At 72.0% G+C, this 19,597-nt stretch carries 19 protein-coding genes; 13 read left to right on the forward strand and 6 right to left on the reverse strand.

All coding sequences use genetic code 11. From position 1 onward, the window contains the following. Nucleotides 1-42: 42 nt before the first annotated feature. Nucleotides 43-597, reverse strand: a complete 555-nt coding sequence (locus ACZ6KO_RS29445) for a hypothetical protein (RefSeq protein WP_469307040.1) — start codon at nucleotides 595-597, stop codon at nucleotides 43-45. A 189-nt stretch (nucleotides 598-786) separates the two neighbouring features. Then, nucleotides 787-1,548: a bifunctional DNA primase/polymerase gene (locus ACZ6KO_RS29450; protein WP_469307041.1), complete on the reverse strand. Its 762-nt coding sequence runs from the start codon at nucleotides 1,546-1,548 to the stop codon at nucleotides 787-789. A 407-nt stretch (nucleotides 1,549-1,955) separates the two neighbouring features. Between ACZ6KO_RS29450 and ACZ6KO_RS29455 the strand changes: the two genes are divergently transcribed. Further along, on the forward strand, nucleotides 1,956-3,485 hold the full coding sequence (locus ACZ6KO_RS29455; protein WP_469307042.1) for a PP2C family protein-serine/threonine phosphatase: 1,530 nt from the start codon (nucleotides 1,956-1,958) through the stop codon (nucleotides 3,483-3,485). A gap of 119 nt (nucleotides 3,486-3,604) precedes the next feature. Continuing rightward, a complete protein-coding gene (locus ACZ6KO_RS29460; RefSeq protein ID WP_469307043.1) occupies nucleotides 3,605-5,074 on the forward strand; it encodes an aminopeptidase P family protein in 1,470 nt (489 codons plus the stop codon). Between the two features lie 82 nt (nucleotides 5,075-5,156). Here the strand turns inward: ACZ6KO_RS29460 and ACZ6KO_RS29465 are convergent, their stop codons facing one another. After that, a complete protein-coding gene (locus tag ACZ6KO_RS29465) occupies nucleotides 5,157-5,630 on the reverse strand; it encodes an ATP-binding protein (RefSeq protein ID WP_469307044.1) in 474 nt (157 codons plus the stop codon). A gap of 209 nt (nucleotides 5,631-5,839) precedes the next feature. On the opposite strand from ACZ6KO_RS29465, the gene ACZ6KO_RS29470 reads away from it, so the two are divergent. The 9 genes from ACZ6KO_RS29470 to ACZ6KO_RS29510 all read left to right on the forward strand — a co-directional run bounded on the left by ACZ6KO_RS29470 (nucleotide 5,840) and on the right by ACZ6KO_RS29510 (nucleotide 15,623). Further along, nucleotides 5,840-6,727, forward strand: coding sequence for a hypothetical protein (locus tag ACZ6KO_RS29470; protein WP_469307045.1), 888 nt, complete (start codon nucleotides 5,840-5,842; stop codon nucleotides 6,725-6,727). A gap of 107 nt (nucleotides 6,728-6,834) precedes the next feature. Further along, entirely contained in the window at nucleotides 6,835-7,560 is a 726-nt protein-coding gene (locus tag ACZ6KO_RS29475; RefSeq protein ID WP_469307046.1) for a YcnI family copper-binding membrane protein, read from the forward strand. A gap of 54 nt (nucleotides 7,561-7,614) precedes the next feature. Beyond that, on the forward strand, nucleotides 7,615-8,262 hold the full coding sequence (locus ACZ6KO_RS29480; RefSeq protein ID WP_469307047.1) for an SCO family protein: 648 nt from the start codon (nucleotides 7,615-7,617) through the stop codon (nucleotides 8,260-8,262). Next, on the forward strand, nucleotides 8,259-8,762 hold the full coding sequence (locus tag ACZ6KO_RS29485; protein WP_469307048.1) for a copper chaperone PCu(A)C: 504 nt from the start codon (nucleotides 8,259-8,261) through the stop codon (nucleotides 8,760-8,762). The genes ACZ6KO_RS29480 and ACZ6KO_RS29485 overlap by 4 nt, the downstream gene beginning before the upstream one ends. A 22-nt stretch (nucleotides 8,763-8,784) precedes the next feature. Continuing rightward, nucleotides 8,785-10,749: a copper resistance CopC/CopD family protein gene (locus ACZ6KO_RS29490; RefSeq protein WP_469307049.1), complete on the forward strand. Its 1,965-nt coding sequence runs from the start codon at nucleotides 8,785-8,787 to the stop codon at nucleotides 10,747-10,749. Then, on the forward strand, nucleotides 10,674-12,032 hold the full coding sequence (efeB, locus tag ACZ6KO_RS29495; RefSeq protein ID WP_469307050.1) for an iron uptake transporter deferrochelatase/peroxidase subunit: 1,359 nt from the start codon (nucleotides 10,674-10,676) through the stop codon (nucleotides 12,030-12,032). Before ACZ6KO_RS29490 ends, efeB begins: the two co-directional genes overlap by 76 nt. Nucleotides 12,033-12,075: 43 nt before the next feature. Next, entirely contained in the window at nucleotides 12,076-13,011 is a 936-nt protein-coding gene (gene pheA, locus ACZ6KO_RS29500) for a prephenate dehydratase (protein ID WP_401444627.1), read from the forward strand. Between the two features lie 525 nt (nucleotides 13,012-13,536). After that, nucleotides 13,537-14,814 carry a serine--tRNA ligase gene (serS, locus tag ACZ6KO_RS29505; RefSeq protein WP_469307051.1) on the forward strand — a complete coding sequence of 426 codons (1,278 nt, stop codon included), beginning with the start codon at nucleotides 13,537-13,539 and terminating at the stop codon, nucleotides 14,812-14,814. After that, nucleotides 14,811-15,623 (forward strand): HAD family hydrolase, encoded by an 813-nt coding sequence (locus ACZ6KO_RS29510; protein WP_469307052.1) that lies wholly within the window; start codon nucleotides 14,811-14,813, stop codon nucleotides 15,621-15,623. Before serS ends, ACZ6KO_RS29510 begins: the two co-directional genes overlap by 4 nt. A 139-nt stretch (nucleotides 15,624-15,762) precedes the next feature. Here the strand turns inward: ACZ6KO_RS29510 and ACZ6KO_RS29515 are convergent, their stop codons facing one another. Then, entirely contained in the window at nucleotides 15,763-16,317 is a 555-nt protein-coding gene (locus ACZ6KO_RS29515) for a hypothetical protein (RefSeq protein WP_469307053.1), read from the reverse strand. A 162-nt stretch (nucleotides 16,318-16,479) separates the two neighbouring features. Here ACZ6KO_RS29515 and ACZ6KO_RS29520 point away from each other — a divergent pair, with 162 nt between their 5' ends. Beyond that, complete coding sequence (locus ACZ6KO_RS29520; protein WP_469307054.1) at nucleotides 16,480-17,475, forward strand: sensor histidine kinase; 996 nt, start codon at nucleotides 16,480-16,482, stop codon at nucleotides 17,473-17,475. Between the two features lie 10 nt (nucleotides 17,476-17,485). Beyond that, the gene (locus ACZ6KO_RS29525) at nucleotides 17,486-18,127 is read left to right on the forward strand and encodes a response regulator (protein WP_469307055.1); all 642 of its coding nucleotides are present in this window, start codon (nucleotides 17,486-17,488) and stop codon (nucleotides 18,125-18,127) included. Nucleotides 18,128-18,153: 26 nt separating this feature from the next. On the opposite strand, the gene ACZ6KO_RS29530 is transcribed toward ACZ6KO_RS29525, so the two are convergent. Both ACZ6KO_RS29530 and ACZ6KO_RS29535 read right to left on the reverse strand, forming a co-directional pair. Then, nucleotides 18,154-18,789 (reverse strand): rhomboid-like protein, encoded by a 636-nt coding sequence (locus ACZ6KO_RS29530; protein WP_469307056.1) that lies wholly within the window; start codon nucleotides 18,787-18,789, stop codon nucleotides 18,154-18,156. Nucleotides 18,790-18,874: 85 nt separating this feature from the next. Then, nucleotides 18,875-19,594 (reverse strand): ABC transporter permease, encoded by a 720-nt coding sequence (locus ACZ6KO_RS29535; RefSeq protein WP_469307057.1) that lies wholly within the window; start codon nucleotides 19,592-19,594, stop codon nucleotides 18,875-18,877. Between the last annotated feature and the right edge of the window lie 3 nt (nucleotides 19,595-19,597).

The following is a 19,597-nucleotide window of genomic DNA, read 5'->3' on the forward strand; positions in this document are numbered from 1 at the left end:
TCCCCCGTCGCCAGCGACCGGGCCCTTCCATTTCGGCGCCGGTCAACCGTCGCCCGGGACGGGTGAGTTGCTTCCGGATCGCAGTAGCAGGCGCCCTTCATCATCCGGAACTGCAAATTCCGCAACTGCCGAGTACGCGTCCGCCCCGCCCGCCGATGATTCGCGCGGCGTCTCGCACAATCCTGGCTCGTCACCGGCCCCGACGGCACACCGGATCTGCCATGTCCGCCCCGCCGGTCCCATCAGGGTCAGTACGGCGTCCAGAGCGCGTCCACTGGTATTGCGGTAGTAACTGCGGCCCCAGGTAAGGCCTTCGCCGGCCAGGACGCAGGTCTGCGCCTCCACGCCGTCCGGCGAGGAGAGTTCGGGACCGCAGTGCGCGTCGTGGCGCGTCTGCTCGGGCGGGCCGGGCTGCCCGGACCCGGCCGCCGCGGGTGCGGACCGGCGTTCGGATTCGGACAGCCCCAGCGAGGTCAGCAGCCCGGTGCCCTTTCCGTCGCCCCGACCGGCGAAATCCGGCCCGGCGATCGCGCCCGCCAGCGGAAGCGACAAGATGATCAGCACACCGGCACCGATACCGATCAGGCGGAGATTCATTCGCCGAAGATAGCGACGCGGGAATGGAGCGCGGAGATACCCGCGCCCAATTCCCCGGGAAACTCGTCCCCGTGGCACCCGTACGAGTGAGGCGGCGAGGCCCGGCGGGCGAGCCCCGGCAGGCCCGGCGGGCGAGCCCCGCAGGCCCGCGCCCGGGCCCCGCAGGCCCGGCGGGCGGGCCGTCGGGGATCAGTACGCGAGCCGGCTGCCGCCGCCCGGTGCCCCGCTGCTCGCTTCCACCAGTGCGTCGACGACCGTCTCGACCTCCGGCAACCAGGGCCGTGCGGACCGTGCGGCCGGCTCCCGCTCCCAGCGCACCCGCCCGCCGCCCGACGCGAGCGACGGTGGCAGCAGCAGATAGCCGCCCTCCCCGTGGAAACGCAACGAGGACGGTACGTGGTCCTTGGCGTGGAGGAGTTCGCCGAGGCGTTCCAGCGAGTACGGCGCCACGAGCAGCGACCAGCGCGTGGGCGTCGCCACCACCGGCCCCAGCCGCAGCCGCAGCCCCCGGGCGTCCAGCCGGGCCAGAGCCGGCGGTCCGGCCACCGCCGGCAGGCTCACCGCGCACGGGGCCGTGCCCCCGGTGGCCAGCAGCACCGGCGCCGCCGGACGGTTGGTCCACCACCACGCCACCATCCGGGCGTCGACGGTGGCGGCGAGCAGACCGGGGTCGAAAGGGTGCGCCCCCGGTACGACGCAGTCGGGGTCGGGGCACGCGCAGCGCGAGCCGTCCACCCCGGCCCGGCCCACGCCGGGCAGCACCGGCCAGCGCCAGGCGGTGGCGCAGTGGAGGGCCGCATCGAGGAGAACGTCACGGTCGTCGCCCTGCCGGGCGGAGGAACGCAGGGACCGCAGGGGCTGGAAAGCCGGAAGAGACGGGAGGGACGGGAGGGAGCGGGACTGCAAGGAGCTGCGGAGCCGCTGGAGACGCCTTCCGAGGATCTCGCGCATGAGCGCTCGTTCCTTTCCGTTGAACGCCGAGGGCCACATCACACCATGTATGCGATGTTTCACCACACGTACACGTTTCGCGCCACTGTCCGTCAGGTGCACTTTCACACGGTTCGTGCAGTTTTCTTACGGTCCATGAAACGTCCGGCGGGGGATGGAGCGCTACCCGCGCGGGGGTCCGGCCGGGGGTGCGCCGCTAAGGACGGCGGCCCGCACCGGACGGTTCCCGGCAGCCACCGGGAGGGCACCAACTGACCCCGGGTACCACCGATTACGTACCCGGAGCCACTTCGGCGCCGCCCAGTCGATCGCAAAAAGGGTCCGCTTCCGGCTTTTTCCAGCCAAGTTCTAGCCTTCACCGGACGGTGAGTTGTCGTCCCACGGACACCAGGATTCCCACCTGGGCAATGCTGGACATCGATCCACATCTGCGTGTAGATGTGGATCCATTGATGGCGGCGCAGCACGATCTGGGGGTTTGCGATGCTATATGGCGAATCGCACCAGCTGGAAAGGCGGACGCCATGAGCGCCCCGCATCTGCCGAAAGTGGCTGGAATCGATCCCGCGGTTGCGGGCTCCCCCCAGACTGCGGCGCCCACGCCCGCCCGCACGATCCCCGCGACCTCCCATCCGACCGCCCCCGGCATGCTCATCCAGGACCGCCTGGCCGGCATGGTCTCCGACCTCACCACGCTGCACGAACTCACCGAACGCCTCGCCCGCACCACCGACCTCGACGGCTCGCTCCACGAGTTCCTGCGCGCCGGGGCCGCACTGGTCGGCGCCCGCCGCGGCCTGGTCGTACTGGAACCCTCCGACGGCCTCGGCCCGACCTCCACCATCGGCCTGGGCCTGGGCCGCGCCGACCTCGGCCACATCGAGACCGTCCCGCGCAGCGCCACCTCCTACGGACGCATCCTCGACGGCCTCCCCGACGCCGAGGGCGGCTCGGACGTACTCCCCGAGCCCGACGCCGTCCCCGGCGCCGGCTCCGCCGCCCCCGTCGACCCCCGCCACCGTGAGGTCGCCGCCCGCCTCGGCTACGCCGCCAGCTACGCGCTGCCCCTGACCGCCGAGGCCACCGGCCGGCTCGGCGCGGCCGTCTGGCTCTACGACGAGCAGGCCGAACCGAACGACCGCCAGCGCGACCTCGTCGGCCTCTACGTACGGCACGGCTCCGAGCACCTGGCCCGCATGCTCGAGGTGGAGCGGTCCCGCGCCCGGCTCGCCACCGTCGCCGAGGAACTGCTGCCCAGCCGGCTCCCGCGGGTCCCCGGCGTCCAGCTCGGCGCCCGCCACGTCACCGGCCCCGCCGGGGGCGGCGACTGGTACGACGCGCTGCCGCTGCCCGAGGGGGCCCTGGGGCTCGCCGTCGGCTCGGTCACCGGTACCGGCCCCAGCGCGGTGGCGGCCATGGGACGGCTGCGGGCCTCCCTGCGGGCGTACGCCGTCATGGAGGGCGAGGACCCCGTCGCGGTCCTGTCCGACCTGGAACTGCTGCTGCGCCTGACCGAGCCCGCCCGCTCGGCCACCGCCCTGTTCGCCTACTGCGAGCCCGCCCAGCGCAAGATCGTCCTGGCCGGCGCCGGGCACACCCCGCCGCTGCTCATCGGCGAGCGCCGCACCGACTACGTGGAGACCTCGCTGTCCGCACCGCTGGGGATGCTCGCCTGCTGGGAGGCACCCAGCGTGGAGATCGAACCGGCACCCGGAGAAACGGTGCTTCTCTACACCGACGGGCTGCTGCACCGTACCGGCGACGCCATGGACCGGGCGTACGCCCGCCTGCACGCGGCCGCCGCGAGCGTCCCGCGGGCCGTGCGCGACGACCCGGCCGCCATCTGCGACCACGTCCTGCGCACCGTCCTGCCCGACGGGCAGGACGCCGGGGAGAGCACCGAGGACATCGTGCTGCTCGCCGCCCGCTTCGACTAGGGGCCGGCGGCGCCCGCGCTCCGACTGATCTTGGCAAGGGGCCGTTGGCCCCTTGGGCCCCTTCCGGACGTCCGTACGATGGATGAGGTCCAATCTCGTACCCAAGAGGAGGCAGCCCCGTGGCGGAAGAGCTCATCACCCCGGAGACCCCGGAGGAAGAGCAGCCCAAGAAGACGCACAAGCAGCGCAAGAACGGGCTGTACCCGGGCGTCAGCGACGAGCTCGCCGAGAACATGCGCAACGGCTGGGCCGACACCGAGCTGCACGGGCTGGAGCCCATCGCGCAGGCCGCGCACACCGCCGCCCGCCGCGCGGCGCTGTCCGCGCGCTTCCCCGGCGAGCGCCTCGTCGTTCCGGCGGGCCGCCTGAAGACGCGCTCGAACGACACGGACTACCCCTTCCGCGCCGGCACCGAGTACGCGTACCTCACCGGCGACCAGACCGAGAACGGCGTCCTGGTCCTCGAGCCCGCGGGTGAGACCGGCCACACCGCCACCATCTACCTGCTGCCGCGCTCCGATCGCGAGAACGGCGAGTTCTGGCTGTCCGGCCAGGGCGAGCTGTGGGTCGGCCGGCGCCACTCCCTGACCGAGGCCGAGCAGCTGCTGGGCATCCCGGCCAAGGACGTGCGCAAGCTCGCCGAGGCGCTGACCGAGGCCGAGGGCCCGGTCCGCAACGTGCGCGGCCACGACACCGTCATCGAGGCCGCCCTGACCGACAAGGTCACCAAGGAGCGCGACGAGGAGCTGCGCGTCTACCTCTCCGAGGCCCGCGCCGTGAAGGACGACTTCGAGATCGGCGAGCTCCAGAAGGCCGTCGACTCCACCGTCCGCGGCTTCGAGGACGTCGTGAAGGTCCTCGACAAGGCGGAGGCCACCTCCGAGCGCTACATCGAGGGCACCTTCTTCCTGCGCGCCCGCGTCGAGGGCAACGACATCGGCTACGGCTCCATCTGCGCGGCCGGCGCCCACGCCTGCACCCTGCACTGGGTCCGCAACGACGGCGCGGTCCGCTCCGGTGACCTGCTGCTCCTGGACGCCGGCGTGGAGACGCACTCCCTCTACACGGCCGACGTCACGCGCACCCTGCCGATCGACGGCACCTACACCGAGATCCAGCGCAAGGTCTACGACGCGGTCTACGAGGCCCAGGAGGCCGGTATCGCCGCGGTGAAGCCGGGCGGCAAGTTCCGCGACTTCCACGACGCGGCCCAGCACGTCCTCGCCGAGAAGCTGGTCGAGTGGGGCCTGGTCGAGGGCCCGGTCGAGCGCGTCCTGGAGCTCGGTCTCCAGCGCCGCTGGACCCTGCACGGCACCGGCCACATGCTCGGCATGGACGTCCACGACTGCGCCGCCGCGCGCACCGAGGCGTACGTCGACGGCACCCTGGAGCCCGGCATGTGCCTCACCGTCGAGCCGGGCCTGTACTTCCAGGCCGACGACCTGACGGTGCCCGAGGAGTACCGCGGCATCGGTGTCCGCATCGAGGACGACATCATCGTCACCGAGGACGGCAACCGGAACCTGTCCGCGGGCCTCCCGCGGCAGGCCGACGAGGTCGAGGCCTGGATGGCCCGCCTCAAGGGCTGACGGCGCCCCTTCGCACCTGCGCCCCGTCGCGATGCCCTGGTGGGCGGCACCCCGGTACCCCGGGGTGCCGCCCACCGGCGCGTCACGACGCCTTCAGCAACGCGCCCTCGCGCCACTTCAGGATCTTGTCGAAGGTCACCACGGCGCCCCGCCCGGGACGGTTGCGGAACCGGACGTGGTCCGCGAGCTCCTCGATCAGGCACAGGCCCCGGCCGCTCTCCCGGTACGCGGCCCCCGGGGCCGGGGGACTGTGACGGGCCACCGTCTGCGGGGGGAACCCCGGGCCCGAATCCGTCACCTCGATCCGGCAGCAGTCACCGTCGAGGTAGGCCGTGACGCGGTAGGCCTCACCACCCGGCGTCCCACCGGGCGCCCCGTCGGTCGCCGTGCCGCCGTGCTCCACCGCGTTCGCGCACGCCTCGCTCAGCGCCACCGAGAGGTCGAAGGAGATGTCCGGGTCCACCCCCGCGGTCTCCATCGTCCCCAGCAGCAGCCGCCTGGCGAGCGGAACGCTCGCGGCCTCGCGCCTCAAGTGGAGAGACCACCAGATGCTCATACCGTTACCTATTGCCGCCCGCGACCCGGCGTAAGCGCCCGGCGACGGCCAGAGCCCTCATTCGGCCGATGCGAGACCTCGCGGGGCCGAGGTATGGGCGCCGCGCGCGTCGGTCGTCGGCCGCGGGCATCGGTGGTCAAGGGGGACTCAAGGGACCTTCCGGACCTGCTGTATGGACGGCATCAGCGCAGTGCGATGATGGCCCGGCCATGACTGCCCCCCACACGATGCGCGCCGGAGCCGGCCTCCGGCTGCTGCGGGCCGCGGTGTTCGCCGCGGTCTGCGTCGTGCTGTCCGCCGCAGGTCACGCCGTGGCCTCCTGCGCCACGGTGCCCTGGTGGGCGGTCTGCCTCGCGTTCCTGGCCGTGCTGACGGTCGCGGCGCCACTGGCCGGGCGTCGGCGTTCACTGCCCGGTATCGCCGCCGCGCTGGCGGGCGGGCAGCTGGCGCTGCACACCCTCTTCGGCCTGGGCCAGCACACGGCCGCGGTGGCCTCGGGCCCGGTGGCCGGAACCGGCACCGGCGCCGGCACCGGCGCCGCCTCGGCCGACACCTCGCTCGCGGCCCTCGCCGCGCGCCTGGTCTGCGGGGGCAACACGGTCCCGCTCAGCCCCGCCGAAGCGCGGCGGATCCTGGCGACCGCCGGGATCGACCCGGCCGCCCTGGCCGCGCAGGCCGGCGACGCCGCGCAGGCGGCGGGCGCCACCGGCGCCGCGGCGCACACCGGCCATGGCGCGCACGCCCAGGTCGCACAGGCCCTGGCCGAGCCCGGGAGCGGCCTGTTCAGCCTGCCCATGCTGCTCGGCCACCTGCTGGCCGCGCTGGCCGCCGGCTGGCTGCTCGGGCGCGGCGACGCCGCCCTCTTCCGCCTCCTCCAGCTGTCGCGGCGCACCGCGGGAGCGGCTCCCGTACGGGCCCTGCGCGCCGCGCTGGCCTTCGTACGGGCGCTCGCCGCCGGTCTGCGCGGCGCGCTCTCCCCGGCCCCGCGCCCCGGGTACGGGGCGGCCGGGCAGGCCTGCCGTGCCGGGCGCGAGGCACTGCACCACACGGTGATCCGGCGCGGTCCGCCGGCCACGGCGTTCTCCCTCGCAGCCTGACGCGGCGCCCCCGCTCCCGGGACATCCGGGGGAGCACCGGTGCCGCGAACTCCGCGCGCGCCGTGCGCGGAGCCCTTTCGCCACCAGCTTTCCGTGGAGTTTCTGCCATGAAGACCTCGCGCGTCCCCGTCGCCGCCGCCCTCGCCGCCGGCACCGTCCTCGCCCTCTCCGGCACCGCCTTCGCGCACGTCAGCGTGCAGCCCGGCGAGGCCACCAAGGGCGGGTACGCGACCATCGACTTCAAGGTCCCCAACGAGCGCGACAACGCCGCGACGAACCAGGTCGAGGTCAACTTCCCGGCCGACAAGCCGCTCACGTCCGTGATGCCGCAGGACGTCCCCGGCTGGACGGTCACCGTCGAGAAGACCAAGCTCGACAAGCCGCTGACGGTCCACGGCAAGCAGATCAACGAGGCCGTCACCAAGGTGACCTGGACCGGCGGCAAGATCGAGCCGGGCAAGTTCCAGCAGTTCCCCGTCTCCGTCGGCAAGCTGCCCGAGGACGCCGACCAGATGGTCTTCAAGGCGATCCAGACGTACGACAACGGCGAGGTCGTCCGCTGGATCGAGGAGACCAAGGAGGGCGCGGCCGAGCCGCAGGCCCCCGCGCCGGTCCTGAAGCTGACCGCCGCCACGGGCGCCGGCCACCACGGTGGCGACAAGAACGCCGACGCCAAGAGCACCGACAAGAAGGACGAGCACGGCAAGGACGGTCACGACACCGCCGCCGCCAAGAGCACCGACAACACCGCGCGGGCCCTCGGCGTCGCCGGCATCGTCATCGGCCTCGGTGGGGTCGCCTTCGGCGTCGCCTCGCGCCGCCGCACCTCCTGAGCCTGCCGCGCTCCTCACATCCGAACCATCCCCCGATTCCAGGGACATTTCTCCATGCGCACCACACGTGTAACGGTCGCCGCCCTGCTGGCGGCGGCCGCGCTCACGCTCACCGCCTGTGGCGGCGAGCCCGGGAACAAGCCGGTCGCGGAGGTGAACGCACCGGCCAGGACCAAGGCCGGCACCGTCCTCGACCGTCCTTTCACCAAGCCGGATGTCACGCTCACGGACACCACGGGCAAGCCGTGGAACCTGCGTGAGCAGACCAAGGGCCGCCCGACGCTGATCTACTTCGGCTACACCAACTGCCCGGACGTCTGCCCGCTGACGATGAGCAACATCGCCGTCGCCAAGAAGGCGCTGCCCAAGGCCGACCAGGACAAGCTCCAGATCGTCTTCATCACCACGGATCCCGAGCGGGACACTCCCGCCTCGCTCGGCGCGTGGCTGCAGGCCCAGGACCCGTCCTTCACCGGACTGACCGGGGACTTCCCCGCCATCCAGGCCGCCGCCAAGACTCTCGGCATCGGTGTCGAGGCCTCCAAGAAGGAGGCCGACGGCAGCGTCGTGTCCATGCACGGCGCCCAGGTCATCGCGTTCAGCCCCAAGACCGACGAGGGCTACGTCCTCTACGGCGAGGGCACCACCGTCGACGACTACACCAAGGACCTGCCGAAGATCATCAAGGGAGAGAACCCGTGAACCGCCGCACCACCCGCACCCTCGCCGCCACCCTCTCCCTGACGGCCGCACTCGCCATATCCGGCTGCTCCGCCGACTCCAAGGACTCCCAGGACTCCGCGGGCTCCAAGGACGCCGCCCCCACCGCGATGACGGTCACCGGCGCCTTCATGCCCGAACCGGTCAACGACAAGATGGCCGGCGGCTTCATGGTCATCAAGAACGCCTCCGCGGCCGGCGACAAGCTGACCGGGGTCACCAGCCCGCTCTCGGACGACGTCGAGATCCACGAGACCAAGAACCAGAAGATGCAGCAGGTCACGTCCATGGACGTACCGGCCAACGGTGAGCTGCAGCTGGAGCGCGGCGGCAACCACATCATGTTCATGGGACTCAAGAGCCAGCCCAAGGTCGGCGAGAAGATCACCGTCGAACTGCGTTTCGAGAAGGCCGATCCGGTCAAGGTCGAGCTGGACGTCAAGGAACGGACGTACAACCCGCAGCAGAACAACGCCCACTGACGGACCGAGGGACTGACACGCCATGACGGCCACCGCCCCCGCCCCCTCCACGGCCCGCACCCGCCCGGCGGCACTCCTGCCCCGGCTCGTGCTGGTCCTCGCAGCCCTGCTGGCAAGCCTGTTCACCGCGGCCGCACCGGCCACGGCACACGCCGCACTCACCGCGAGCGACCCCAAGGACGGGGCGGTGGTCGCCACGGCACCCGCCCAGGTCTCCCTCTCCTTCTCGGAGCAGGTCGCCATGGGCGACGACTCGATCCGCGTCATGGACCCCCAGGGCAAGCGGGTCGACACCGGTGAACTGCGCGACATGTGCAGCGGATCCACGATCCGCTACGGCACCGCGCTGCACTCCGGTCTGCCCAACGGCACCTACACCGTGGCCTGGCAGGCGGTCTCCGCCGACAGTCACCCCATCGCCGGCGCCTTCACCTTCTCCATCGGCGCCCCCTCGGCCACCACCGTCACCCTGCCCACGCAGCAGGCCGGCGGCGGTCCCGTCGGCACCGCATACGACATCGCGCGCTACGCCGCGTACGGCGGCTTCGCCGTCCTCGTCGGCGGCGCGGCCTTCATCCTGCTCTGCTGGCGACGCGGTGCGGGCGAGCGGTCCGTGCAGAAGCTCGTCCTGCGCGCCTGGGTCACCCTGACCGCCGCCACCCTCGCCATGCTGGTGCTGCGCAACCCCTACACCGGCTCGGGCGAGTTCGCCGACGTCTTCGACCTCACCGGTCTCCAGGACGTCCTGGAGACCAAGACGGGCGCCTCCCTGGTGTCCCGGCTGCTGCTCCTCGGGGCCGCCGCCCTGTTCATCGCCGTCCTCTTCGGCACGTACGCCCGGCGTCAGAAGAGCGTCGGCACCGCCGAGGACACCAAGGACATGAGCGACCTCACCTTCGGTCTCGGGGTGGGCGGGGGCGTCGTCGCCGCCGGTATCGCCGCGACCTGGGCGCTGTCCGAGCACGCGTCCACCGGCGTCCAGCCCGGGATCGCGATGCCCGTCGACATCCTCCACCTGCTGGCGGTCGCGGCCTGGCTCGGTGGTCTGGCCACCCTGCTGGTGGCCCTCCACAAGGTGCCGGACATCGAGCGCACGGCCGTCCAGCGGTTCTCCCGGCTCGCCTTCATCAGCGTTCTCGTCCTGACCGCCACCGGCATCTACCAGTCCTGGCGGCAGCTCGGCAGCTTCTCCGCCCTCACCGGCACCAGCTACGGACGGCTCCTGCTCGTCAAGGTCGCGCTCGTGGCCGTCCTGGTCGCCGTCGCCTCCCTCTCGCGCAGGTGGACCGCCCGGCTCGCCGAGGCTCCGGCGGCCGGCGATGTTTCACGTGAAACAGCCGAAGAAGAGGAGAAGAAGGCTGAGGACGACGACGCGGAGGAGGAGCCCGCGAGCGTGACCGTGCCGGCCGACCCCCGGCGCGCCGCCCAGCTCGCCCGTCAGCAGGCCGCCCGCGCCACCGCCCGCGCCCGGCAGCGGCGGGACGCGGACCCCGGCCGGGCCGGCCTGCGCCGCTCCGTGCTGGCGGAGGCCGCTGTCGCCGTCGTCCTGCTCGCCGTCACCACCCTCCTCACCAGCACCGAGCCCGGCCGCGCCGCCGAGCAGGAGGCCGGCCGCGCCGGAGCCACCAGCACCGCCGTACCCGACCGGGCGGTCAAGGTCACCCTCCCCTTCGACACCGGCGGCAAGAACGGCAAGGGCACCGTCCGCCTCGAACTCGACCCTGGGCGGGTCGGCGCCAACACCTTCCACGTGTGGATCGACACGCCGGAGGGCACACCGCTCGACGCCCCCGAGGTGAAGGTCTCCTTCACCCTCCCGGCCAAGGACATCGGACCGCTCCCGCTCGTCCCCGAGCGGGCGGCTCCCGGACACTGGACCGCGTCCGGGGTCCGGATCCCCCTGGTGGGCGAATGGCGCATCGACGTCACCGTCCGCACCTCCGACATCGACCAGACGACCGTCCAGAAGAACGTGAAGATCGGCTGACCAGCGTGACCGAGAGCAAGACCGACATCGAGATCACCCGCCGACGGCTGCTGGGCACGGTGGGCGCCGCGGGCGCCGCCGGGCTCGCACTCGGCGCCACCGGAGGCGCCCTCGTCCACTCGGCGCTCGCCGAGGACCCCGCCACCGGCGCCTCCGGGGCCCCCGGCACGCTGGCCTCGCTCGGTACCACCGAGGTCGCCTTCCACGGCGAGCGCCAGCCGGGCATCACCACGCCGCTCCAGGCCAAGGGCCACGTCCTGGCCTTCGACCTGGCCCCCGGGGCCGGGCACAAGGAGGCCGCCGCCCTCATGCGCCGCTGGTCGGACACCGCCCGCCGGCTGATGGCCGGCGAGACGGCTCCCACCGCGGACTCCGGCATCGCCCTCGACGCGGGCCCGTGTTCCCTGACCGTCACCTTCGGCTTCGGCCACTCCTTCTTCGAACGGACCGGTCTCACCGCCCGCCGGCCCGCCGCCCTGGAACCGCTGCCGAACTTCTCCGCCGACCAGCTCGACGCCCAGCGCAGCAACGGCGATCTGTGGGTGCAGATCGGCGCGAACGACGGACTCGTCGCCTTCCACGCGCTGCGCGCCCTGCAGAAGGACGCCGGGGACGCCGCCCGCGTCCGCTGGCAGATGAACGGCTTCAACCGGTCGCCCGGAGCCACCGGCAAGCCCATGACCGCGCGCAACCTGATGGGCCAGGTCGACGGCACCGGCAATCCCAAGCCCTCCGAACCCGACTTCGACCGGCGGATCTTCGTACCGGACGCGGGACCCGGGCCGGCCGAGCACGCCTGGATGGCCGGGGGCTCGTACGCCGTCGTGCGCCGTATCCGGATGCTCCTCGACGACTGGGACAAGCAGTCCCTCGACAAGCAGGAGCAGGTCATCGGCCGCAGGAAGGTGGACGGGGCGCCCCTGACCGGCGGCACCGAGACCACCGAGCTGGCGCTCGACAAGTTCGGCCCCGACGGCAAGCCGGTCATCGCCTCCAACGCGCACGCCCGGATCTCCGCCCCCGAGCAGAACGGAGGGGCCGCCATGCTGCGGCGCCCCTTCTCGTTCCACGACGGGATCGCGGCGGACGGCACCCCGGACGCGGGGCTGCTCTTCATCTGCTGGCAGGCCGATCCGCTGCGCGGGTTCGTGCCGGTGCAGCGCAAGCTCGACCGCGGTGACGCCCTGTCGGTGTTCATCCGGCACGAATCCAGCGGTCTGTACGCCGTCCCGGGCGGCGCCCGTTCCGGGGAGTACGTGGGGCAGCGGCTGCTCGAAGGGTGAACACCGCCGCCTCCGGCCTCGGAGGCGGCATTAGGCTGATCACATGTCGGCCACTCGATTCACCTATCTCGGTCCCGAGGGCACCTTCACCGAGGCCGCCCTCCGCACCCTGCCGGAAGCCGCGACCCGGGAGCTCGTCCCGATGGTTTCGGTGCCGGCCGCCCTGGACGCCGTGCGCAACGGCGAGGCAGCCGCCGCGCTGGTGCCGATCGAGAACTCGGTGGAGGGGGGTGTCACCGCGACCCTCGACGAGCTGGCGTCCGGCGAACCGCTGATGATCTACCGCGAGGTGCTGCTGCCGATCGCCTTCGCGCTGCTCGTGCGGCCGGGCACCCAGCTGTCCGACATCAAGACCGTCACCGGGCACCCGGTGGCCCAGCCTCAGGTCCGCAACTGGCTGCGGGCGAATCTGCCGGACGCGCTGTGGGAATCGGCGGCCTCCAACGCCGACGGGGCCCGGCTGGTGCAGGAGGGCCGCTTCGACGCCGCCTTCGCGGGTGAGTTCGCCGCGGCGACCTACGGGCTGCAGGCGCTGGTGAGCGAGATCCACGACGCGGAGAACGCCGAGACCCGGTTCGTGCTCGTCGGCCGGCCGGCCCGGCCCGCGGCGCCCACCGGCGCCGACAAGACCTCCGTCGTGCTGTGGATGGGTGCCGACCGCCCCGGTGCGCTGCTGGAGCTGCTCCAGGAGTTCGCCGTGCGCGGCGTGAACCTGATGCTGATCCAGTCCCGGCCGACCGGCGCGGGCATCGGCAACTACTGCTTCGCGGTCGACGCCGAGGGCCACATTTCCGACCGCCGGGTGAGCGAGGCCCTGATGGGTCTCAAGCGCACCTGCCCGCAGGTCCGGTTCCTCGGCTCGTACCCGAGGGCGGGCGTCACGCCCGGTGACGTCCAGGCCGCCCGGCCCGGTACGTCGGACCGTGACTTCACGGCCGCGTCCGACTGGCTGACGCGCTGCCTCGACGGCCGGGGATAGCCGCCGTCCACCGTCCACAGAAGTTATCCACAGGCTTGCGTGGAGACCTGTGGACTAGTCGACAGTTCAGCGCGACAAGGTCGACAAATCGGCCGATGGGCCAGGTTTCGCATGGGCGAGCGGCAGGTGAACGGTGTCACCCGCGTATCACCGATCAACTCTTTGGAGCGAGCCATTCCCACCCGAATGAGTGTGTGAGAGGGGTTTGAACCCTGATTCCCCCTGGTCGCACACCGATCGGGAATGATCTCTTTTGGTGTCCACAGAGAGCTTCCGCAGCCTGTGGATAAGGTGCGCAGGACCCTCAATTCCTGTGGACAAGCACTGGTCAGACCCCGCTCCCCGACCGGCACCTCTGAGCCGATGTGCCCCTTTTCGGGGAATCGACGCACTTTTATTGACCGGTCGAGCGGGTTCACTTCCGGCCATCGATCAAGAGTTATCCATTCGCGGCAATTCGGGCATAGCGACACGCAGCGTGATATCGATGTGATCCGCGGAAGCCCCGCCCGGTAGCCTGGAGGGGTGATTGACCTCCGGCTGCTCCGTGAAGACCCTGACCGTGTCCGCGCCTCGCAGCGCGCCCGTGGAGAGGACGTCGGCCTCGTCGACTCCCTGCTCTCCGCCGACGAGCGCCGCAGGTCTTCCAGCGTGCGCTTCGACGAGCTGCGGGGCGAGCAGAAGTCCCTGGGCAAGCTCATCCCCAAGGCCACCCCGGAGGAGCGCGCCGAGCTGCTCAAGAAGGCCGAGCAGCTCAAGGTGGACGTCAAGGCCGCCGAGGCCGACCAGAACGAGGCGGAGGAAGCGGCCAAGGCCCTGCTGCTCCAGCTCGGCAACCTGGTGCACCCCGACGTACCCGTCGGTGGCGAGGAGGACTTCACCGTCCTCGAGACGCACGGCACGATCCGCGACTTCGCCGCCGAGGGCTTCGAGCCCAAGGACCACCTCGAGCTCGGCGAGGCGCTGGGCGCCATCGACGTCGAGCGCGGCGCGAAGGTCTCGGGCTCGCGCTTCTACTACCTCACCGGTGTCGGCGCCCTGCTGGAGCTGGCCCTGGTCAACGCGGCGATCGCGCAGGCCACGGAGGCCGGCTTCATCCCGATGCTGACCCCGGCGCTGGTCCGCCCGCGCGCCATGGAGGGCACCGGCTTCCTCGGCCAGGCCGCGGAGAACGTGTACCACCTGGAGAAGGACGACTACTACCTGGTCGGCACCTCCGAGGTCCCGCTCGCCGCGTACCACATGGACGAGATCATCGAGGCCGACAAGCTGCCGCTGCGCTACGCCGGCTTCTCGCCGTGCTTCCGCCGCGAGGCCGGTACGTACGGCAAGGACACCCGCGGCATCTTCCGCGTCCACCAGTTCGACAAGGTCGAGATGTTCTCGTACGTCGCGCCGGACGAGGCCGAGGCCGAGCACGCGCGTCTGCTGGCCTGGGAGAAGCAGTGGCTGAGCTCGCTGGAGCTGCCCTTCCAGGTGATCGACGTCGCCACCGGTGACCTCGGCGCGTCCGCCTCGCGCAAGTTCGACTGCGAGGCGTGGATCCCGACCCAGGGCAAGTACCGCGAGCTGACCTCCGCCTCGAACTGTGACAGCTTCCAGGCCCGCCGGCTGTCCGTGCGCATGCGCGACGGCAAGAAGACCCAGCCGCTGGCCACGCTGAACGGCACGCTGTGCGCGGTGCCGCGCACCATCGTCGCGCTGCTGGAGAACCACCAGCAGGCCGACGGCTCGGTGCGGGTGCCCGCGGTGCTCCGTCCGTACCTGGGCGGCCGCGAGGTACTGGAGCCGATCGCCAGGTGAGCTCCGCCCCGTTCCCGTACAAGCTCGTCGCGACCGATCTCGACGGCACGCTCCTGCGTGGCGACGACACGGTCTCGGAACGCACGCGCGAAGCGCTCGTCGCGGCCACCGCGGCGGGCGCGGCGCACATCATCGTCACGGGCCGGTCGGCGCCGTGGACCCGGCACGTGCTGGACGCCTTGGACTACAAGGGCATAGCGGTCTGCGGGCAGGGCGCCCAGCTCTACGACGCGGGTGCGCACAAGCTCCTGACCTCGGTGACGCTGGACCGGCAGCTGGCCGGGCTCGCGCTGTCCAAGATCGAGGCCGAGGTGGGCCCGGTCGCCCTGGCGGCGAGCCGGGACGGGGTGGACGGCGAGGTGCTGATCGGCCCCGGCTACACGGTGCAGGAAGGCCTTCCGACGCTGCGCCTGAAGGACATCACCGAGGTGTGGTCCGCGCCGCTGAACAAGCTGTACATCCAGCACGCGGAGCTGGACGACGACACGTTGGCCAAGATCGCCCGGGAGACCGTGGGCAGCCTGGTCGACATCGTGATGGCGGGTCCCGGCGTGGTGGAGATCCTTCCGCTGGGTCTGAGCAAGGCGACGGGCCTGTCGCTGGCCGCCCGCCGGCTGAAGGTGAAGGCGGCGGAGACGATCGCCTTCGGTGACATGCCCAACGACATCCCGATGTTCGGGTGGGCGGGGCACGGCGTGGCCATGGCCAACGCGCACCCGGAACTGAAGGCGGTAGCCGACGAGGTGACGACCTCCAACGAGGAGGACGGCATCGCGGTGGTGCTGGAGCGCCTGCTGGGCGCCGCGTAGCATCCGCGGGACGTACGAGAGGTCCGGGACAGCCCGCGCCGTGAGGCGCGCTCGAAGCGGCTGTCCCGGACCTTTTGTTGCTCCCCGCGCGATCCACTCTGCCCCGGCCGGGTGTCCCGTACCAGCGAATTTCCGCGCATCAGCCGTGAATCCGGCGGCGGCGCCAGTAGGCGACGGTCACCACTCCGAGAAGCGGCCCCCACAGCAGCAGCGGCGCGTAGCAGAGGGTCATCAGCCACCAGTAGGCGCCGGAGGGCGTGCCCGGCGCCGCCATGTTGGTGGACCAGGTGAACATGCCGAGCACGGTGACCAGAGTGACGGCGGTGGCTCCGAGGGCGGCGGGTACGACCGCTACGAGGGGCGGGATCCGGCGGCCGCCGAGCCGGGGGATCCAGTTCGGTACCACCTCGCCCCAGGGCTGTACGAGGCCGAGGGTGAGCAGCCCGAGTGCTTCGGCGAGGGCGCTGAGCGCCACCAGGGCGAAGGACCACACGCCGGGAAAGAGTTCGGCCTCCAGCCCGCTGCCCGCTCCCCAGCCGACGGGTATGCCGACGGCGATCGCGATCCGCCACAGGCCACTGGGAACGAGGGTGAGGGCGGCGCCCTTGGCCGCCCACCGGATCGGGCGGCTGACGGCGGGAGCGGAGGCGGGGGCGAGAGCGGAGGCGGAAGCGGGAGCGGTGAGCGTGGTCATCGGCCAAGTCCTTTTCGGGATGCGGTGGGTGATGCCTCAAGCCTGGTCGGGCGGGCGCCCCGGAACCATCCGCCGTTCAGCGGGCCGGGAGGCGGTGGGCACGGCGCCCGCTCTGCCGAACGGCAGATGCCGGAAGGCGAACGGGACTCGTAGGGTCGGGGGGTGGCCCTGAAACCGAGCACCTTGTACGCGCCAGCCCTGGCCTGCGCCGGTCTGCTGTCCTTCGTCTGTGCCTTCGTGTGGGCGCCCACGGCGTGGACGCTGGCGGGCGTGGCGGTGCTGCTGCCGCTGCTGGCCCTGGTGGCCCGCTGGTCCCCGCCTCGGTCGGGGACGATCGCCGGTGTCATCGGCGGGGCGGCGGTGGCCTTGTGGCCGGTCCCGGTGGTGTGGCGGGACGGTTCCTGGCTGGAGGCCGCGGGGGCTGCGGCGTTCTGGGCGGTTCCCGCGCTCGGCGCGGTGGCCCTCGGCGGGCACCTGCGCCGTCAGGCGGGCCAGCTGCGACAGGCCGTGCAGCACGCACGACGCGACCAGCAGCTGGAACTGGCCCGGGATCTGCACGACTTCGTGGCGCACGACGTCAGCGCGATCGTGGTGCAGGCGCAGGCGGCCCGTTTCGTGGCGGACAGCGATCCGCGGCAGGCCGTACGGGCGCTGGAGCGCATCGAAGCGGCCGGGCTGAGCGCGCTGGCCTCGATGGACCGCACGGTGCACGCCCTGCGGGAGGCGGGCGGTGGCCCGACGGCTCCGGCGCCGGGACTCGACGCGCTCGCGGAACTGGTCGCCCGGTTCGAGGGCGGGGCGCTGGAGGCCGATCCGCAGGCGGTGGCGGCGCTGTCACGGGAGGCGGACACCACGGCCTACCGGGTGGCAGTGGAGGCTCTGACGAACGTACGCCGGCACGCACGCGGTGCCGCGCGGGTACGGGTCGCGGTACGTCGGGCGCCGGGCGGCGTGGAACTGAGCGTGGTCAACGACGCGGCGCCGCGCGGGGCGCGCGGCGGCCGGATCGCGCGGCCGCACGGCGGCGGCACCGGGCTGGCCGGGCTGCGGGCGCGCGTGGAGGCGGCCGGTGGGGTCCTGAGCGCCGGTCCCGGTGGGGTGGGCGGCGGTTGGCGGGTTTCGGCTGTTTTCCCGGCCGCCGGATCTCCCCAGGGGTGATCATGGCCGGGTGATCACACGCATTCTGATAGCCGATGACCAGGAGGACATCCGGAGTGGTTTCCGGCTGATCCTCGACTCGCAGCCGGACATGAGGGTGGTCGGGGAGGCGGCCGACGGGCAGAGCGCCCTGGAGCTGGCCCGTGAACTGCGCCCGGACGTGCTGCTGGCGGACATCAGGATGCCCCGGATGGACGGGCTGGAGCTGACCCGGCTCCTGGCGTCACAGACCCGGGTCGTGGTCGTGACCACCTTCGACCAGGACGACTACGTGCACACGGCGCTGGCCAACGGGGCCTGCGGGTTCCTGCTCAAGCGGTCGGGGCCGGCGCTGCTGATCGAGGGCGTGCGCGCGGCCATGCAGGGCGACACCCTGATCAGTCCCCAGGTCACGGTGCGGCTGCTGAGCCGGCTGACCCAGGACCCCCCGAAGGCGGCCGCGTCGCATCCGCTGACGGAGCGCGAGGTGGAGATCGTACGGCTGGTGGCGCGCGGGTACACGAACGCGGAGATCGGCGCGGAGCTGTTCATCAGTGCCGGTACGGCCAAGACGCACCTCGCGAACGTCCAGGCCAAGCTCGGGGCGCGGAACCGGGTGGGGATCGCCGCGTGGGCGTGGGAGCACGGCCTGGCGAACGCCGAGGACGCGTAGGCGGTACCCCGCGGATCCGCCGCCGGTCATGTTTCACGTGAAACAGGGTGCCGGGTCAACGGCCAGGCGAGCAGGCCGACGGCGAGGGAGATCGCGTGGCCGAGGTCGGTGAACGTGCCGCCGGTGACCAGCGGAACACCGAAGAACGCGACGGCGCCGGCGAGGTAGAGCCATCTCCAGGGACCGGGGATCCGGTACGTGAGGACCCCGATGGAGGCGGCGAGGCCGTAGCTGACGCCGATGTCGACGACGTGGACCATGCTGCGCGGGGCGCGGTTGTCCTGGATCGCCATCAGGACGACCCGCTGGCTGATGAGGGTGGCCGTGATGTGGGCGGTGGCGACGATCAGGAGCCAGCGCAGGGTGCCGAGCCAGCGTTCGACCGGGGCGTGGAAAACCTCGAAGAGCATCGCGTACAGCGGGAGGGACGCCGGGTTCTCGATCCAGAACGCGCTGCTGAGCAGGGCCCGGAAGGGGTGGAGGTTCAGCTCGTGAATATTGCTGCTGTTGCGGTGCAGCAGGACGTGATCGACGTGATCGGGGGCGATCACGACTATGAGGCTGGTGAGGGCGATGATCAGCAGCCAGATGTGCGTACCGGGCGCGGAGCGTATCCAGGACCACAGGGGCCTGGACGGCTCGGGCTCCGTGTGCGACATCATGCCCCGATGATGACCTGCATGACGGTGCCCCGCCCGGTCGGTGGGCCGGGCGGGGCACCGTGTGTGCGACGGGTGCGGCGGGTGCCTACTCCTCGCCCGCCAGCGTCAGGCGGCGCAGCTTCTGGCCGGCGTAGACGGTGGCGCCGACGGTGACGGCGACGAGCAGGATGCTCGCGGTGGGCAGGCCGACGGCGGAGTCGACGTACCCCTGGCCCGCGACCTTCTCCGCGAGGGCGAGGGACCACTGCTGGACGCTGAGGGTCTTGGCGCCGTCGACCAGGCTGCCGAACAGCGACTCCCAGATCAGGGCGTAGACCAGGCCGAAGACGACCGCGTGCCGGCTGACGGTGCCCAGCAGCAGGAACAGCGCGCTGTAGGCGATCGAGGCGACGAGGGACGCGACGGTGTAGGCGACGGCGATGTTCTGGCCGTTGCCGTTGAGGATGAATCCGGCGATCAGCGTGGGGACCGCGGAGAACACCATGGTGACGGCGATCGCGACGGTCAGCTTGGTCATGATGATCGTGGGCCGCTTCACCGGCTTGGCGAGCAGGTAGACGATCGAGCCGTCGTCGATCTCGGGTCCGATGGCACCGGTACCGGCGATGACGCCGATCAGCGGGACCATCGTGGCGAGGGCGAAGCCTCCGAGGAGGTCGGCGGCGACCTTGTCGTCGACGCCGGTGAAGGCACGGACGGCGAGCGAGATGGCGATCAGCAGGGCGGGCAGCGCGAAGAGGATCAGCGCGCGGCGGCGGCCGAGCAGGGCCCGGTACGTGAGCCGGGCGACGGTGGGGTTGTACATCGG

The sequence above is a fragment of the Streptomyces sp. NPDC042102 genome, from assembly GCF_055582305.1.